At 62.3% G+C, this 16,546-nt stretch carries 16 protein-coding genes; 7 read left to right on the forward strand and 9 right to left on the reverse strand.

Going from position 1 to position 16,546, the window contains the following annotated elements:
- Window positions 1–2 precede the first annotated feature (2 nt).
- Together FEF26_RS08065 and FEF26_RS08070 are read left to right on the forward strand one after the other, a co-directional pair.
- Window positions 3–1,196: a glycosyltransferase family 4 protein gene (locus tag FEF26_RS08065; protein ID WP_138253034.1), complete on the forward strand. Its 1,194-nt coding sequence runs from the start codon at window positions 3–5 to the stop codon at window positions 1,194–1,196.
- Between the two features lie 73 nt (window positions 1,197–1,269).
- Window positions 1,270–2,217: a glycosyltransferase family 2 protein gene (locus tag FEF26_RS08070; protein ID WP_138253035.1), complete on the forward strand. Its 948-nt coding sequence runs from the start codon at window positions 1,270–1,272 to the stop codon at window positions 2,215–2,217.
- Here the strand turns inward: FEF26_RS08070 and FEF26_RS08075 are convergent.
- The 3 genes from FEF26_RS08075 to FEF26_RS08085 are packed head-to-tail and all read right to left on the reverse strand — an operon-like array spanning window position 2,193 to window position 5,207.
- Window positions 2,193–2,990, reverse strand: coding sequence for a phosphatase PAP2 family protein (locus FEF26_RS08075; protein WP_166432967.1), 798 nt, complete (start codon window positions 2,988–2,990; stop codon window positions 2,193–2,195). The two genes, FEF26_RS08070 and FEF26_RS08075, sit on opposite strands and share 25 nt — an antisense overlap.
- Window positions 2,983–4,110: a glycosyltransferase gene (locus FEF26_RS08080; protein ID WP_208012871.1), complete on the reverse strand. Its 1,128-nt coding sequence runs from the start codon at window positions 4,108–4,110 to the stop codon at window positions 2,983–2,985. The genes FEF26_RS08075 and FEF26_RS08080 overlap by 8 nt, the downstream gene beginning before the upstream one ends.
- Before the next feature lie 53 nt (window positions 4,111–4,163).
- Window positions 4,164–5,207, reverse strand: coding sequence for a glycosyltransferase family 4 protein (locus tag FEF26_RS08085; RefSeq protein WP_138253037.1), 1,044 nt, complete (start codon window positions 5,205–5,207; stop codon window positions 4,164–4,166).
- Window positions 5,208–5,319: 112 nt separating this feature from the next.
- On the opposite strand from FEF26_RS08085, the gene FEF26_RS08090 reads away from it, so the two are divergent.
- The 5 genes from FEF26_RS08090 (at window position 5,320) to FEF26_RS08110 (ending at window position 11,610) form a co-directional block, all read left to right on the forward strand.
- The gene (locus tag FEF26_RS08090; protein WP_138253038.1) at window positions 5,320–6,459 is read left to right on the forward strand and encodes a glycosyltransferase family 4 protein; all 1,140 of its coding nucleotides are present in this window, start codon (window positions 5,320–5,322) and stop codon (window positions 6,457–6,459) included.
- Window positions 6,460–6,536: 77 nt separating this feature from the next.
- Window positions 6,537–7,385: an ABC transporter ATP-binding protein gene (locus tag FEF26_RS08095; RefSeq protein ID WP_243730481.1), complete on the forward strand. Its 849-nt coding sequence runs from the start codon at window positions 6,537–6,539 to the stop codon at window positions 7,383–7,385.
- Window positions 7,386–7,453: 68 nt separating this feature from the next.
- Window positions 7,454–8,464 carry an ABC transporter substrate-binding protein gene (locus FEF26_RS08100; RefSeq protein WP_138253039.1) on the forward strand — a complete coding sequence of 337 codons (1,011 nt, stop codon included), beginning with the start codon at window positions 7,454–7,456 and terminating at the stop codon, window positions 8,462–8,464.
- A 5-nt stretch (window positions 8,465–8,469) separates the two neighbouring features.
- Window positions 8,470–10,581 carry an iron ABC transporter permease gene (locus FEF26_RS08105; protein ID WP_166432968.1) on the forward strand — a complete coding sequence of 704 codons (2,112 nt, stop codon included), beginning with the start codon at window positions 8,470–8,472 and terminating at the stop codon, window positions 10,579–10,581.
- Window positions 10,582–10,683: 102 nt separating this feature from the next.
- On the forward strand, window positions 10,684–11,610 hold the full coding sequence (locus tag FEF26_RS08110) for an alpha/beta hydrolase (RefSeq protein WP_138253041.1): 927 nt from the start codon (window positions 10,684–10,686) through the stop codon (window positions 11,608–11,610).
- Between the two features lie 30 nt (window positions 11,611–11,640).
- Here FEF26_RS08110 and FEF26_RS08115 read toward each other — a convergent pair whose 3' ends face one another.
- The 6 genes from FEF26_RS08115 to FEF26_RS08140 form a co-directional block, all read right to left on the reverse strand.
- Window positions 11,641–12,066, reverse strand: coding sequence for a hypothetical protein (locus FEF26_RS08115; RefSeq protein ID WP_138253042.1), 426 nt, complete (start codon window positions 12,064–12,066; stop codon window positions 11,641–11,643).
- A gap of 36 nt (window positions 12,067–12,102) precedes the next feature.
- Window positions 12,103–13,557, reverse strand: a complete 1,455-nt coding sequence (locus FEF26_RS08120; protein WP_138253043.1) for an ATP-grasp domain-containing protein — start codon at window positions 13,555–13,557, stop codon at window positions 12,103–12,105.
- Complete coding sequence (locus FEF26_RS08125; RefSeq protein ID WP_138253044.1) at window positions 13,535–14,140, reverse strand: cadmium resistance transporter; 606 nt, start codon at window positions 14,138–14,140, stop codon at window positions 13,535–13,537. The genes FEF26_RS08120 and FEF26_RS08125 overlap by 23 nt, the downstream gene beginning before the upstream one ends.
- Window positions 14,137–14,496 carry a Cd(II)/Pb(II)-sensing metalloregulatory transcriptional regulator CmtR gene (gene cmtR, locus FEF26_RS08130; protein WP_138253045.1) on the reverse strand — a complete coding sequence of 120 codons (360 nt, stop codon included), beginning with the start codon at window positions 14,494–14,496 and terminating at the stop codon, window positions 14,137–14,139. Before cmtR ends, FEF26_RS08125 begins: the two co-directional genes overlap by 4 nt.
- Before the next feature lie 179 nt (window positions 14,497–14,675).
- Window positions 14,676–15,077, reverse strand: a complete 402-nt coding sequence (locus FEF26_RS08135) for a MerR family transcriptional regulator (protein WP_138253046.1) — start codon at window positions 15,075–15,077, stop codon at window positions 14,676–14,678.
- Between the two features lie 28 nt (window positions 15,078–15,105).
- Window positions 15,106–16,098 carry an arsenic resistance protein gene (locus FEF26_RS08140; protein ID WP_138253047.1) on the reverse strand — a complete coding sequence of 331 codons (993 nt, stop codon included), beginning with the start codon at window positions 16,096–16,098 and terminating at the stop codon, window positions 15,106–15,108.
- Window positions 16,099–16,546 lie beyond the last annotated feature (448 nt).

A 16,546-nucleotide genomic window follows, 5' to 3' on the forward strand; every position in this document is an offset into this window, starting at 1 on the left:
CCGTGCCTGCCACCCGCGTCGCGATCCTAGGGCACACGGCACAACTCGGGGGCGCAGAAATCGCGTTGTTGCGCCTGGTGGATGCACTTCCTGAGACCTGGAGCATCACGGTGGTGCTGTTTTCCCATGGCGCGCTGGAAACGGAACTGCTCCAGCGTGGGGTCGCCGTGGAAGTCATGCCACTCGCTGCCCAAACCGTGACGCAAGGTCGCGCAGAACTGACCGATCCGCGTGTGCTGGCACGTTCGGTGCGCGATTCTGCAGCATTCACAGGTCAGCTCGCTCACCGCCTCTCCGACCTAGGTGCGGAACTGGTCGTAGCAAACTCGCTCAAAGCGGCAGTTCTGGGATCCATTGCCGCCCGCCGAGCCCGGCTTCCTTGGGTGTGGCACCTTCATGACCGGCTCAGCTCTGACTACCTACCCGCACCTGTCGTCACAGCTCTGCGCATGTTGGGGCGCACCGCACGCCATGTGGTGGCCAACTCTCAGCAGACGGCTCGTTTGACCCGACTTCCACCGCGTCGTGTATCGGTGGCGTACCCCGGGCTGCCAGAGGCGTCGTTTACCCAGGAGCATCCGCAGTCCACACCTCCTGTATTTGGTCTGCTGGGCAGAATCAGCAGCACCAAAGGACAGTTGGAGTTCGTCCAAGCAGCGGCGCTGGTGGCCGTAAGACATCCCACTGCAGAGTTCCACATTGTTGGCGAAGCGCTTTTCAATGACCAGGATTACGCGGAACATGTGCGGAAACTCCCAAAGACACTCGGCATCGACGGCCGTGTGCGTTTCCTTGGCTGGACGGCGAACCCAGCCCAAGAGCTGGACCGGTTTACGGCGCTGGTTCACGCCTCTCCAGTGCCGGAGCCGTTCGGACAGGTCATTGTCGAAGCGATGGCACGCAAAGTGCCGGTCATCGCTACCGTGGGAGGAGGCGTCGCAGAAATCCTCACTGAGGTATCAGACCCTCCCACCGTGGAGCCTGGCAACGCCCTGCGCACCGCGAATGGTCAGCTGGTCGCACCCCAGGACCCCACGGGTCTGGCCGCGGCAATGAACTGGGTCCTTGATCATCCGGCGGAGGCCTCCATACTGGCACAGACCGCGGCAGAGTCGGCCGTACGCAGATTCTCCATTGCCTCCACGGCGGCCGTCTGCACCGCGGTGTGGAAAAACGCCATAGCTGGGCACCACTAGAGGACCGCAGACGCCGACCTGGGATATCCTGCTCTTCGGACAAGCTCTGTCCTCCCGGGAGGTGGCAGGAAAAATGTCAGAACAGCCAAGACACAGTGTCTGCGTGGTCACCTACGAACGCCCTGAGTTCCTCAGGCGCTGCCTCGAGGCCCTCGCATCAAACGTCGCCGAGGACACTCAGGTGGTTGTTGTGGACGCCTCAGCGCAGAGCCAGCAGGGTACTGCGCGCAGCGCGTTTGAATCAGTTGTCTACGTTCACGCGCCCCAGCTTGCCGGTTGGATGACTCGTTCGAGGAACGAGGCGCTGCGGTGGGCAACCGGTGGCGTGGTGAGTTTTCTGGACGACGACGTCGTCGTGCGTCCCATGTGGCAATCAGCGTTGCTAGAAGCCTTCTCTGACCCCAGTGTTGAAGCGGTCTCCGGACGCACCTGCAACGGAATCGACGGTGAGGAGCGTTACGACCAGCCCATTGGACGCCTGCGGGAGGATGGCACTCTCACGGAGGGGTTCGCGTCACTACCGGAAGGGCCGGTGGAGGTCGAACACGGCATCGGAGCCAATATGGCGTTCCGCCGATCGGTGCTGGCCAGGCTCGGTGGCTTCCGCGACGATTACCCAGGCACAGCTTTGAGAGAAGACACGGATATCTTCCTGAGAATCATTGCGCTCGGCGGACGCGTGCTCTTCGCCCCCGAGGCTGCTGTGGATCATCTTCCGGCGCCCCATGTGCGAGGAGCACGGTTCGACACTCGCTACAAGCTCTACGGCCGGCGCAATCATATGGTGCTGCTCGCCCGGAACCGTGGCATCGGCTCATCAACCCTGCGGCGCTGGACGCTTCTGCAACTGCAGGACGTGACCCGTGCGCCCGGGGTGAAGGGGAAGGTGCAGCGCCTTGGCGTCACCCTGTGCGGAATCGGCTGGGGTACTGGGGCCATGATGCGTTCGGCTCGTTGGCGGCCGCTTCCACCGGAACGTCAGGATGCCTCTGCGCGTCAGTTGCGTGAACTCTTGTCATAACCGGGGGCGCTTTCGGGAAGAAGTACCCAGCACGCCGCGGCGAACATCCCGAATAGTGCGCCCACCGCCAGGGCCGCCCGCGGGTCACCAGGGATAAAGACGTTCGGGAAGACAAGCATCACTAACGACGCCGCCCCCGCCACACTTGCCACCAGCAACCCCCACCTCACCGCATAGCTGGTTTTACGACGGGGCCGTGTCAGTGCGAACACGGCGCCGGCGATGAGGATACCTCCGAAAGTGTCACTGGGTCTGTGGGCAAAAGTCGCCATAGAAGCATAGGAAGCTGCCGTCACCGTCACAACAGCCATCACGGCAACGGGCCAGCGCCAGCGATTCTTCTGCGGGACGAGCCTGAGGCACACCAACACCAGGACACAGAGTGCGGCCACGTGACCGCTCGGCCACGTGTTGTAGTCATACGATTCGACCCCCAGCTCTGGGCGCCACAGAACGCGCCTGAGCAGCGTCGCGCCACCGGCAGCGAGGACCGAACATAGAAAGGTCACCATCACCAGGCGCCACTGTCCCCGGATGAGTGCCACAACCCCTAGCACCACTGCGATGACGCTGAACACGGCGATGCTCCCGGTCCGCAGGACTCCGAAGATGCGCAGTTGGAGTTCCACGGGCATGTGAAGGAAGTTGGCCCCCAGGGCTGCGGCGTCGATCTGTTGTCCCAGTTGAAGCAGAACAAAAGCAATGTAGCAGGCCACCGCAGCAAGAAAATACGTGGCCGCGCTGATGAAATTCCACGGTAGGGGCTTAGTCACGGGAGCTCGCCACGACATCCTGGAGATGTCGGACAAAGCGCGCTTTACCGAATTTCTCTGAGTGAGCAGTGATCCGCTCGCGGTCCCATGGGCGATCAATGAGAACAGAAATAGCGTTGCGGATGGAGGCGTCGCTGGGGTCTTCGAAGAAGACGCCGTTGACCTCGGGATCGATAGTGTCCAGATATCCTCCCGCGTGAAGTGCAGCGGTAGGTTTTCCAAAAGCTGCCGCTTCCAGGGGAGTCAGTCCGAAGTCTTCGAAGGAGGACGCAACGAGCCCGACGCTCGCGGAGTACAGCCAGCGGAGCACTTCCTCCGACACGCCTCCCATGACATGAGAATCCGGTGAGTTCTTGGTGAGTTCGCGCAGCCGGGCTTCATCCGGTCCTCGACCGACCACAACCAGCCCGAGACCGTCGACGCCTTGGACGGCACGAATCACCGCATCAACGTTCTTATAGGGAAGCAGACGAGCGACACAGAGAACGAACGGTCTCTTGATGGGAAGGGATTCCGTAGGGCCTTCCGGGTCCATGGCAGGAGGGGGCGGCAGCACCTCGGCCTCAATGCCGTAGGCATCTGCCACAGCCTCTCGGACTACGGTGGAATTGACCAGATAGCGGTCAGCTTCAAGCGCTCGCCGAGTGTCCCAGGCCCGCAGCGATGGTGACATCAGTCCCAGTGCGGCGGAGGCCAGGAGGTGCCGTGCCTTATGCGGCAAGCTGCCGTCAAAGGAGCCGAGGTAGCGTTCCTTCTGGTAGAGCCAACGAGCTGGAGCATGACAGTAGACCACCTTCTTGCCTGTGGTCGGCATCGCGTGGGCCCACCCTGAAGAACTCGCCAGGACGACGTCGGCATCGATCTTCATAGTGGACACACCAGGAGCTAGGAACGGCAACGCCAGGCGGTGGTTTCGTCTGAGCAGCGGTATCCGGTTCAGCGCGGATGTTCGTACATCGAGTTCTCGGAAGTCGTCGAAGGTTCCATCCGGATCGTACAGTGAGGTGAAGAGCGGCGCGTCAGGGAAAGCTGACGCCATAATCGCGGCAACCCGTTCAGCTCCGCCGCGTTGGGTGAGGTAGTCGTGCGCCAGCGCCACCGGTGTACGAGTGTTCATCATCGTTGCTGCCCTATCTGGTCGGCCGATTCAGCTTCTGGCGGGTTGAGTGGGTCTCACCGAAGGGCTTTCCACACCCGAGAATGGCCGTCAATGCAGCGTTGCCAAGTGAAATCCGCGGCCCGGGACATGGCGCGTTGGCGGAGTTGATGGACATCGCTGCCCTCGGCTACCGCGTCCAGGACACCTTCGGTGATGCCTTCTGCGGTGGGCTGCACCAGCAAGCCTGCGTCGCCGACAATCTCTGGAAGCGCCGAGGTCTCCGCGGCCACGACTGGGACTCCCGCCGCCATCCCCTCGAGTGCAGGCAGGCCGAATCCTTCATAAGTGGATGGCACCACCACAGCTGCTGCGCTGCCCACCAGCGAAGGCATCAGCGCCTCTGGTTGACTGCCGAGCAGTCGTACCCCGGGAAGGCCGGAGAATAGGCTGGTGCGCCGGGGATGTGGCGGCCCAGAGAGCGCCAGCAGAAGGTCAGGGCGGGACTGGTGGATGACTGGCCAGGCTTCCGCCAGCGCCTTGAGGTTCTTGCGTTCGGAGGCGCCCCCAAAATGCAGGACGTAGGGGCGGTCCAGGCCCAGGCGCTCCCGTTCCTGGTCCTCTAGCGGCGGCGGGTTGAAGAAACGGCCATCGACTCCGTTGTAGACCACGACGGGGTTGCGCACACCGAGAAGTTCCTGCACCTCGTTGGCTGAGAATTCGGAAACACAAATGACAGCATCGGCGCGCTGTGCTTCCTCGACAGCTGCCTTAATGGGAGATGCCTCATCGTTGAATCGCCAGGCCACGGTGTCGTGGATGGTTGCCATATCCGGGCCCGGGCCGGGGGGAAGGAGCAGGTCCATACGGTGAACGATCGCGTCCTTAGAGCCGTATATGAGTTTGCCTAGCATTTTGCGTTGGCCTAGTGAGGCGTTTTGCAACCAGTTCATGGGTAGCCGGCGGTTACCTGACAATGGAGAGCGCATGGATCGAGCCACAACCTCGGACACCTTCCATCCAGGCATCGAAGCGGGTGCCGCTGCGCTGATTTCACGCTGGTAGCGCTCGGCGCCCATCGGCGTATCGGACGCAGTGGTTGCCAGGATTAGCCTTGACATGGAGCTCCCCTTCTTGCCGCTGAACCGCAGCTGCCCGCGAGTCGACATGCACCGCAAAGCTGGCCAGTACCATTAGCTTAGTTGACGTCGGCGGGATGAACAGGGGAACTGAATGCGAATCGCCTTGATCGCCAGCTCCTTTTTGCCGCGCAAAGGTGGCGTGGAGGAGCACGTCGCTAATACTGCGCTACAGCTTAGGGCCCTGGGCCATGAGGTGGTGGTCTGGGCGGCTGACCAAGGTGATGAGGTGCCCCGAGATTTTCAGGGGATCCCTCTGCGGTACCTTCCTACGCCTTTGCCCGCTCGTGCAGCCGGCCCGGCAGTCCGATTCCTCGCTTCAGCGCCGCGGGCATGGACCCAGTGGCTGCGTGCGTGGCGCCGGGATGCCCCTGACATCCTCCACCTGCACTGTTTCGGCCCCAACGGGCTCTACGCCACAGCACTTTCCCGCCTCACCCGGACACCCCTTGTGCTCAGCAACCACGGTGAGACCTTTTCCGATGCCCACGGTGCGTTCGACCAATCTGGCTTGCTCCGCCGTGGTCTGAGGGCAGGATTGACACGCGCGGAAGTGGTGACATCGTGTTCGCAGTTTGCAGCTGCTGATCTCGAACGCTTCGGGATCGACCCTGGGGAAGTCCAGGTGGTGTTCAACGGGATCAATCTCCATGAAGCCGCCGACGGTTCGATTCCTGAGCTCCCAGAAAGGTACGTGCTTGGGGTTGGTCGACTGGTCGGGACCAAAGGCTTCAGCAACCTGATCCGGGCATTCGCAGCGATCGCCGACCACCCGACCGCCGCCGGCGTGCACCTTGTCATCGGAGGTGAGGGCCCGGAGGCCGACCAGCTGGCCAAGCTGGCCGCCGAGACGGGGATAAATGATCGAATTCACCTTGTGGGGCGGCTTGACCGACCACAGGTGGGGACGGTGATGGCCAATGCGGAAATTCTGGTGGTGCCTAGCCTGGTCGAGGCTTTCGGCATCACGATCCTGGAAGGGTGGAGGGCTGGAGTGCCAGTGGTCGTCACCAGGCATGGAGGCCCTCCAGAGTTCGTCGAAGACGGGGTGAGCGGGATCCTCATCGATCCCGAGGATGTGGTGACCATGGGTGAACACATCTCTGGGTTACTCGCTGATCAGCAGCGCCGTGGAGTAATCGGAGCCGCGGGTGCCGAAGCAGTCAAAGACTTCACGTGGGAGAACGTGGCCCAGCGCTACCAAGAGATGTACGACGCCGTCGGCCCCACCTAACTTGCCCACCGCACCGTCACATAATTTTCGCGATCCACCTAAGGTTCACCTTCCTTTTAATTTGCTAACATATTGATGTGCAAATTAATCACGCGTCTGCTGCGCTGCGGACAGAGTCGGTATCGGTCTCCTACGGAGCCGCCGCCGTCGTCGTCGATGCGAATATCGAACTGTCTCCAGGCGGCGTCACGGCCCTCATCGGTCCCAACGGCAGCGGCAAATCCACACTTCTCCGCGGGATCTCTCGGCTTGCCGACTCCACGGGAACCGTCACCCTGGACGGTGTGGACACCGCGGAACTGTCTCCACGTGCTTTCGCTAAGCGGCTGACTGTCCTTGCTCAACAGCGCCCCACCCCAGGGGGTCTGACGGTCACCGAAGTTGTTGAACTGGGAAGGCACCCGCATCGCCGGCGATTCAGCCGTGTGGACGCTGGTAGCCACCGAGCAGTAGAGCGTGCCATCGCACTGACAGGCTTGGATCCTCTGCGCGACCGGCCGGTCACTGAGCTCTCAGGGGGTCAGCTTCAACGAGTCTGGCTCGCCACGTGTCTGGCGCAGCAGACCGATGTCCTGCTTCTGGACGAACCGACCACCTTCCTGGACCTGAAGCATCAAATGAGCTTGCTGGATGTCATCCGTGACCTCGCCGATGACCACGGACTGACGATCGGCGTGGTGCTGCACGACCTGGAACAAGCAGCCGATATCGCCGACCAGGTAATCCTGGTCTCGGAAGGACGCATTGTCGCTAAGGGAACTCCTGCTGAGGTGATGACCGCGGAAAGGCTCACCAAGATCTTTGGAGTGACCATTGATGTCGCCTCAACACCTTCTGGTGACATGACGGTCCGCGCCCGCCGTTCTGGCCGGAGGCTCGGTCACCGTGTGGAGGACCGGGTAGAACCTGTCTTGCTTTCTGCCTGAGTTTCACCCACCTCCGTGTCTCCCTGGTCTCACTTTTTCTGTGCCCATTACCGAAAGGAACCCCGCCCATGATGAAGCCCTCCACGAGCCTGCACAGAGTGACGGCCGTTGCCGCCGTTGCCCTCCTGGGCCTGACTGCCTGCGGAACCACTGATGTCGAAGAGACAGAGAACGGAGCAGAGCCCAACGACTCCGGGCCTGTCACTGTCACCGACTACCGCGGCGAAGAAATCACCCTCGATGCCCCGGCGCAGCGCGTGGTTACCCTCGAGTGGGCGCAGACGGAGAACGTGGAGGTTCTTGGAGGCCGCCACGTGGGAGTCGCGGACCTAGAAGGTTATGAAACCTGGGCTACAGCTGCCTCAGTTGATGACGACGCCGCCGATGTTGGCATCCGCACCGAGCCCAGCCTTGAAGCTATAGGCCAAGCAGATCCGGACCTCATTCTGGGAGTTGATGTCTCCGTTCCTGAAGGCCTTCTCGAAGACCTGGAAGAGATCGCGCCTGTCGTACTGCAATCCGGTGCAGACGCCGCGGACCCGCTGGGCAACATGGAAGAGAACTTCTACATGACGGCAGAGCTCCTTGGCGCCGAAGACCGCGCCGACGAGGTCTGGGCTGAGTTTGAGGAGACCCGGGACAACTCAGCCGAGGCCATTGCTGAGGCCGGAGTTGAGGGCACGCCTTTCGTGCTGGTCTACCCCACCGTGGAAGGCAACACCGCCACGTTCCGAATGCACGGCCCCGGAGCCCTGGCCCAGACGCTGGGAACAGAGATCGGCCTAGAATCCGCATGGGAGGACGAAGGCGACGAAGCTTTCGCGATCAGCCAATCAGATGTCGAGGGTCTGACCTCACTGGATGATGAGACCATCCTGTACTGGTGGACCACAGCTGCCGATCCTGCCGACCCGTTCGAGCCCCTGGAGGACAACTCCGTCTGGACCTCTCTCGGATTCGTGGAGAACGAGGCCATGCACCCGGTGGAGGGAATCTGGATCTACGGCGGGCCCGCCTCAGCTGGCCAATGGATGGAGTACCTCACTGAGACAGCGATCGAGACTGCCGAACAACAGTGACCTCGGTGAAGACTGCCGACGCCGTCGCGCCTCGGATTTCTGAGGCATCAGCTAGGGCGAGGTGGGTGGCTGTGGGGGCGATACTCCTCGCAGCGGCAACGCTGGTGATGCTCTCAGCAGTCCATCTCACCCAGGGCACTTCAGCAGCATCGCCTTGGGACCTGCTCGCGGCAGTCTTCACCACTGGCGACGCCGAGGCAACGGCTGGTCTGCGGGCGCTCGCCCTCGATTCACGGCTGCCGCGCCTGGTCGGAGGGCTCGTGGTCGGGGCAGCTCTGGGCGTTGCCGGCTGCGCGCTGCAGGCGATGACGCGAAACCCCTTGGCCTCACCCGACACGCTGGCGGTCAATGCCGGGGCTCATCTGGCTCTTACGGGAGCCGCGGCGTTCGGGATATCGCTTCCGGTACTGAGCTCGGCTGCGCTGGCATTCCTCGGCGGGGGCATTGCTGCGGGGATCGTGTTGACCCTGGCGGGGTTTTCAGAGCATGCGCCCATTCGGCTCGTTCTCGCCGGGACCGTGGTTGCCATGGGCCTGGCCTCAGTGACTGCGGCACTGCTGATGCTCTACGCGCAGTCCACCCAGGGGCTGTTCCTCTGGGGTTCGGGGACGCTCAACCTTTCCGGGATTTCCGGTCTGCTTCCCCTGCTTCCAGTGGTGCTTGCCGCAGCTATCGCCCTGGTGATGCTCTCACGGAGCACTGATGTGCTTTCGCTGGGGACCGACACCGCTCAGTCGATGGGCGTCAACGTGGCGTTCTTGCGCGGAGCATTGTTGATCTGCGCGGTTGTTCTCTCAGCAGCTGCGGTCACAATGGTTGGACCACTGGGCTTCGTGGGGCTCTGCGCCCCTGCCATTGTCCGGCTCGCTTCGGCCAAAGTCATCAGGTTTGGGCGATTCTCCTGGGCCTTGGGAGCCTCAGCCCTGGCAGGGGCACTCATTGTCATCGGCGCCGATGTGGCCGTTCGTGCCTTGGTCTTCGCAGTTGCCGGACCCAATCTAGCCGTGGCGATCCCCACCGGGGTGGTCACATCATTGGTGGGGGCGGTCTTCCTGGTGGTGCTTGCACTACGGCTGCGCAGCGCAGGCGGCAACCAGGAGATCTCCGCGTTGCCGCTGCCGCACCGCATCACCCTCAGCCGAAGAGTTGTGCTGAGCTCCGCCGCGGTGGTGCTGCTGATTGTGCTGATCGGCGCGGGTCTGTTGCTGGGGGACTGGTGGTTGCGCATTGGGGACATTCAGCTGTGGCTCAGTGGTGAGGCAGCTCGTTCGATCGACATCACCTTGAACTTCCGCAGTCCCCGAGTCGCCGCTGCAGTGCTGGGCGGCGCAGTGCTCGCCATCGCAGGGGCCTTAGTGCAGACCGTGACACGTAACCCGCTGGCTGACCCCGGGATCCTCGGCGTTGCGGCAGCAGGGGGAGCTGGGGCCATCGTCGCGCTGATTCTCTTCAGCTCTTCGGCGTGGACCATGTCCGCAGGAGCCGCAGCAGGTGCCGCACTGGCGGGCCTGATTGTTTTCCTGCTCGCCGGCTCCCACGGCAGCTCACCGGAAAAGGTCGTACTGGTCGGCATCGGGGTCATGACGGCTGCTCAGGCCATCACACAGCTGCTGATCGCCACAACGAATCCCTACAACCAGGCCATGGCAATCTCTTTCCTGGGCGGGTCGACCTTCGGCACCACGTGGGGAGACCTCGGCCCGATTGTGCTGGTCCTGCTGCTTGCAGTCCCGCTCGTGGCGCTAATGCGGCGGGAACTCGACATCATCAGCATTGATGACCTCACCCCAAGGATCCTTGGCGTGCGACTGAGTTGGGTGCGGGCCGCGGCGCTCATCATGGCAGTACTTCTCTCAGCAACTGCTGTGATCGGGATAGGTGTCATCAGTTTCGTGGGGCTGGCGGCACCGCATATGGCGCGCATGCTGGTTGGCCGCGAGCACCGCTGGTTCCTGCCGCTGTCAGCACTGCTCGGCGGCGCCCTGGTGTCACTGTCCGATACATTCGGTCGGACGGTGATCGCTCCAGATCAGCTGCCGGCAGGACTCGTTGTGGCCGTCCTGGGACCGCCCTATCTGCTGTGGCTGCTGAAGCGCTCCACATCCAAGACCGTGTAGGGCGTAGTCGGTGGAATTTTCACTCCGCTAGGCGCTAGTTCCTCCAGGAGGGCTGGGATATTGTTTGTCGAGGTACGCCAATGAACGACGAGGAGGTGTGGCGTGCAGCGAAGCATTCCGGACACACCACAGGACCATTCTCCCGGAAGTCCCGCAGCGGCGCCCCAACTAGGTGCGCCTGTTCCCACTGCGACGGACCTCATGGGCTCCACTGGCGAAGAAATCCCTTTGCGGCCGGAAGATGTTGTTGAGGATCGTGAGCAGGCTCTGCGCTGGGAAGACGGAGGCTACGTACTACGCAATGTCACACGCCCCACTCTGATCCCGTACCTGCCGGAACCTGAGAATGCGACCGGCGCCGCTGTGCTGATCGCTCCTGGGGGCGCCTTTCTCATGCTTTCCATGGAATCGGAAGGTGCCGACCTGGCGCATATGCTTCGCGAACGTGGGGTGGCTGCATTCGTGCTGAAGTATCGACTGGGTGACACAGGTCAAACGGTGGAGGATTTCACCGAGAAGATCACTCGCGTGTTCACCCAGCGTCAGGGATCCAATGTAGTTGATACAAGCGGTGGGCATCAGCGGCTAGCAGTTGATGATGTGGAACGCGCACTCGCGCTCATCCGCCGAAGAGCCGGGGAGTGGGGCGTGAGCCCGTCACGTGTCAGCACCATTGGGTTCTCAGCTGGCGCTTACGCCGTTACTGCTGCCCTGGCTTCGCGGGATTCCGAGTCGCGGCCCGATTCGATAGCGTGCATCTACGGCGGGAGGCTCCCTGAGGCCGTGGCCAAGACGGGCCAGAGTCTGCCGCAACTGTTTACTGCCGTGGATGTCCACGACCCGCTCTGCGCGGAGGACGTTCTGGAGCTCATCGGAACCTGGCGTCAGGCAGGAGCCCCAGTGGAGGGCCACATCTATCCAGGTATGGTGCATGGTTTCGGAGTTAAGCCCACCGGGGCCGCAACCGACTCATGGGTCGACCGCTGGTTCGAGTGGCTAGACCGCCAGAGCCTGCTCAGCTTCTCCTGATGCCCGGCAGCGAGGGCTTCAGCGAGGCCTTCACGAGATGATGCTGAGGCTGAAATCGTCGAAATTTCCTGCCATGACGTGATCGTCCTGCCAGTACCGCGGGGTCAGCGTGATGCCTTCAACCAGCACCGGGTGCTCGGGCTGTTTCGTGAACAGTCCGCGTCGCCTGAAAATCAGGTCGACGGCAGCCCAGCGCAGTTCGGGAACAGCACGCACTGCGCTGACTGCGATACGGCTGATCTCATTAATCTCTTTGGCCTTCAGAGGCCCTCGCGGTGACTTCTCGGTGATGAGTGAAACCCCGTCAGGCGTGGCGAGGACCCTGAGATGCCGGCCCTGCGGTCGGCTCTGGACCCAGGTCCTTTCAAAGGGCAACGCTGAGAGCTCAAGAGCCTCCTGGTCGGTCAGGTGAAGCATGCCGTTGGCGTCCCATGATTTCCTCACCTGCAGCATCACGACCTGTTGGGTTCGTCCTTCGATAAAGCTCTTCAGTCAGTCCGTGGTGGAGACCGATCGGCCTCGAACCATTGGCACTGACTCCTGTTCGAGGAACCTGAAGAGCAGGGGGTGGCGCCTGACGACTCGACGGACGACGAAACGATCCTTCGAGGTGCGTCCTTCAGCGGTCACCCAGAGGCGCTCGCCGCTATGGGTGGTGACTTTGCTGAGTTTGTCGGTGAGCCGTCCAACGGAGAGCCCTTGCTTCAGCCACGAACGGTGGATCAGCTCACCCACCGTTGAGCTCTGCTGATTCCCGAGGCCCTGGGTCGGCAGGAATGCCTGCGGCCGTGAGGCAGCAGCTGGGAGCTTCACGGGTGCGTCACGAGCTGGTTCAGTGGAGGTGTCGTCGTAGCGCAGCTGGAAAATGTCTTGGGTGACGTCCTTGGGCTGCCCGTATGTGGGGAATGCGGCGGAGAGGAATCCGGCGTTGGTATTGACCTCTATGACGTAGGCCTTGCCGGTCTTGACGTCGGTGATGATGTCCACCCCGCCCCAGGCTAGTCCCGGGATAGCGGCGATGGCTTGCCGAGCTGTGTCTTTGACATCCTCACTGGCATTGTCGATGTCCTGCTTGATGTCAGCTCCCACGCTGTGACCACCAACATTCCGCACTGTCACCGTCTCTCCTAGCGGAGGAACGGACTCGACTCTGAGGCCATGCCGTCTGAGGAACTGGCGGGTGATCCTGTCGATGGGGATGGGGGCTTGGCCGAAGATGGTGCTGCTGGCCCGCTGAAGGTTCTTGTCCTTGATTAGTTGCTCGATGGTGGACACACCATCTCCCACCACATGAGGAAACACCCGCACATTGGCGGCTACGACGCGATCGGAGGAGGCCATCACGCGCATTTCCTCTCCGACCTCAATATGTTCCTGGACGATCACCCCGTCTCGGTACTTGCGCGCGAAGGTGAAAGCACGGCGAATATCTTTCTCCAGCACGAGGTCAGTGGATACACCACGTCCTTGGCTTCCGTCCTGCGGTTTGATGACCACTGGGCCGTCTATGGTCCGCGCAGCTTCGACTGCCTCCTCCGCTGAACTGACGACGACAGTGCGAGGCGTTGACACACCGTGGGACCGTAGCAGTTCCGCGGTCAGCGCCTTATCTCCGACGACCGTTGATCCTAGGTCGGATTCGTGAGCAGTCGGCCCGTTGGTGTGTGAGTCGCAACGGTAAATGGCATGATTCCGGCGTCGATTTGCGGCCGATGGGGAGGGCCTGTCGGTACCCAGCGCAAGGAGGTAGGGCGGGATCTGCCAGCGCGCCAGCCATGCCAAGGGTGAGCCGGTGCGGCCCTGCTTGCTACCTTCAGGGAGTGCCCCGTCCATAGGGACAGTCCCGCATCGCAACAACCCGTCGATCACGACGACAATGACGCCGACGCCCCGCACTCTGGACAGGATGTCCGTAGTTGTCTCGTCAGAGACCGAAGGCCCCGCCACCGACTAGGATGATGATGCCCAGACCGATCAAGACGATCGGGAACAAGATGTGTTCCCACCGCTCAAGGACTTCGGCGATCGGTGCTCGGGTGGCGACGAACTTGGCCAGCATGACCAGGAGCGCGACCAATACGAGGAAGACGATGCAGTAGGCCATCACGGCCGCCGGTTCCACGTTGAGGAAGACGGGAACGTAGACGCCGATGTTGTCCCCACCGTTGGCGAAGGTGACTCCCGCGACGGTCCAGACGCCGACCTTCTTGTCCGCGATCTTAGCGTCGTCATCGTCGTCATCGTCGTCGTCTCCGCGCCAGGCCTGCCAGGCGGCCCACAGACCCAGTGTCAGCGGGATGAGTCCGAAGTAAGGGATAGCCGCCGAGGGCAGAAACGCACCGGCACCCACAGTCACAAGCACAGCCGCACCGAGGATGCCCGCGAATCCTAGGTACTGGCCGGCCGCGATTCGTGCCGTCGTCCCGCGTTGTCCCGAGCCGCGGGCGAAGAACAGCGAGACGACGATGATGTCGTCGATGTTGGTCGCGATGAACAGGCCGATCGCCTGCAAAATCGAGGACAGGATCACACCTCCGCCCCTGCGTTCTCGCAACTGGCAACCGAGCAGGCGGGATCGAGGCACGGGGCGTGCTCGTCCACTGAAAGGGTGGTCTCGACCAGGGCGTTGAGCGCCCGCGTCAGGTGCGGATCGGCGATCTTATAGCGTGTCTTGCGGCCTTCGGGCTCGGCAACCACAATTCCGCAGTCGCGCAGGCACGCCAGATGGTTGGACACGTTTGGGCGGGTCAATTCCAATGCACGGGCCAGCTCCGCAGGGTAGGCCGGCCCCTCTAGCAGCGTCAGGAGAAGCCGTGACCTGGTCGGGTCGGCCATCGCTCGGCCCAACCGGTTCATCACGTTCAAGCGAGAAGTAACAGTCACCACTCGCTGAACTATACAGTAAGGACTGAATCCTCCAACCCTTGCCTTCTTATCGGCAGCGCACCAACTCCTCGGTTCTGGAATGTCCTTTATTCTCAGCGGGGCCTGCCTGTGGCTCGCAACGGTAATGGCGGTCTTCTCACGCCGCTATCTGTCGCTTGTATCGATCGACAGCCCTGGGGTTATGTGAGGGACTTGAAGGCGCACTCGGACTGACAGGGCTCTGAACTATCTGGGCAGGTGGCCACGTGGTCGAGCGAACTCACCAGAACGGCCCGTAGCTCTACCAGGTTGCGGATGCTGTCTTCGACCTCACGCAGCCGCTCAGTGAGCACTGGGTGCAGGGTATCTCGGGTGTTGGTGCAGGTCCCGGTTTCTGTGACCTCGAGAAGCCACTTGATCTGCTCAAGGTCCAGGTTCATCTTCTTGGCCACACTGATGAACCGCAGATGCTCCAGCGCCTCAGATCCATATTCGCGGTAGCCGTTCGCGGCCCGGGTCGAACTGATCAAGCCGAGCTGTTCGTAGTAGCGCAGGGTGGTAGCGGGGACCCCACTGCTCTCGGTGACCTCAGAGATACGCATACCTACACCCTTCCACGGAGATGGAGTGTCATCGGTCGCTGTTCGTTGCGGAAACCTGTTCGACCGGGTCCGGCTTGTCACGGTGGCGAATGATCTGACTCAGTGCGGCCAGGATCGGGAGCTCGATCAAGGGCCCTACCACCAGGGCCACGGCGATCAGTGGCCGGTCCGGGAATGCGGCGACCGCGATACCCAGCGCGATGGGTGAGTTCCGCGCGGTGGTCACCATCGTCAGAGCCACCCGTTGAGGCCCCGTCAGGCGCATCAGTCGAGAAACGCCGGTGGCGACCAGCGGAAGGATGATGAAGAACGCCAGCAGCGGAGGCAGCAACAGCAGCATCTCGGCGCCGCTCTCAGCGACCACCGCCGCCTGCCAGGCAAACATCGCGAAGACTGCCACACACAGCAGCGGCATCACCACCCGCTTCGCCCACAGGTTGACATGTTCATCGCGCCACTGCTCGCCCTTGAGGCGTGTGCTTGCCCAGCGCAGGGTGAAGGCCACCACCAGCGGGGTTAGAAGCATCAGCCCCACGGCTTCCAACAGGGTGCTGGAATCGACCATCGCAGCTTCACCGCCGAGCAGCATCACGTAGACCGGGAGCAGCAATAGCTGAAGCACCAGGTTGATCGGCAACAGGGCGGCAGCGATCCCCGCATGGCCACGGGCCATCGCGGTGAAGATCAGGTACCAATCGGTGCACGGGGTGACCAGCAGCAGCAACAGCCCGATTCGCAGGTCAGGCTGTTCCCCGAGCAGCCCGAGGCCCAGCGCCCAGGCGAGAAGCGGGGTAAAGGCGTAGTTGAGCACCAGACTGACCGCGACCAGCCCCTTGGCCTTGCCCACGTCTTTGAGGTGCGAGGCATCGAGCTGCACGAATACCGCGATGAGCATCACCAGTAGCGCTGGGATCACGAGATGCTCGCCGTTGGCGCCCAATGGGCTGGCGATACCGACGCCTAATCCAACCAGTGCGGCGCCCGCGACGAACACGCTTTGAAGACGCTCAGCCCAAGTCATCTGGTGGTCCTCTCCATCGGCAGCTGTGACAGGACCATTCCGCGGCAGCTGGGTTCAGCGGCAGGGGGGTCCTGCATCACCACGGTAAACCTTCAAGTCAACTAGAAGGTCAAGACGAGTTTCGGTCTGTCCGTCTAGACCCCACATCTTCGGCTCCATGGACCTCGCCTCGATCCTTACCGCGAGCCCGTCGCCGGCAGTCTGGCCATCGACCACGATGCTGGCCATTGGAGCGGACCTGCTCACGGTCCAATGATCCACAGAGCTCTCATGCGCCTGGCAACCTATCCGATGGCCATCTGAAAACTGTCGCTAGATATTCGGCCTGCTCTCTCACTGCTGCTGGGCTTGGGGCTGCTGAGCCCTGAGGTTTTTCAAGCCGTAGCCGGGCCTCGCGCACGTGACCGGAGCGTTGTGGGGGCCTCCCTACGGCCTCGCTGTGTTCAAC

The organism is Nesterenkonia salmonea (assembly GCF_005771525.1).
Lineage (GTDB): Bacteria > Actinomycetota > Actinomycetes > Actinomycetales > Micrococcaceae > Nesterenkonia > Nesterenkonia salmonea.

What these genes read in the sequence shown, in the direction of transcription:
- FEF26_RS08100 (WP_138253039.1), top strand. Translation starts at nt 7,454, where the DNA reads ATGATGAAGCCCTCCACGAGCCTGCACAGAGTGACGGCCGTTGCCGCC.
- FEF26_RS08080 (WP_208012871.1), bottom strand. Translation starts at nt 4,110, where the DNA reads ATGATGAACACTCGTACACCGGTGGCGCTGGCGCACGACTACCTCACC.
- FEF26_RS08085 (WP_138253037.1), bottom strand. Translation starts at nt 5,207, where the DNA reads ATGTCAAGGCTAATCCTGGCAACCACTGCGTCCGATACGCCGATGGGC.
- FEF26_RS08090 (WP_138253038.1), top strand. Translation starts at nt 5,320, where the DNA reads ATGCGAATCGCCTTGATCGCCAGCTCCTTTTTGCCGCGCAAAGGTGGC.
- FEF26_RS08135 (WP_138253046.1), bottom strand. Translation starts at nt 15,077, where the DNA reads ATGCGTATCTCTGAGGTCACCGAGAGCAGTGGGGTCCCCGCTACCACC.
- FEF26_RS08070 (WP_138253035.1), top strand. Translation starts at nt 1,270, where the DNA reads ATGTCAGAACAGCCAAGACACAGTGTCTGCGTGGTCACCTACGAACGC.
- FEF26_RS08140 (WP_138253047.1), bottom strand. Translation starts at nt 16,098, where the DNA reads ATGACTTGGGCTGAGCGTCTTCAAAGCGTGTTCGTCGCGGGCGCCGCA.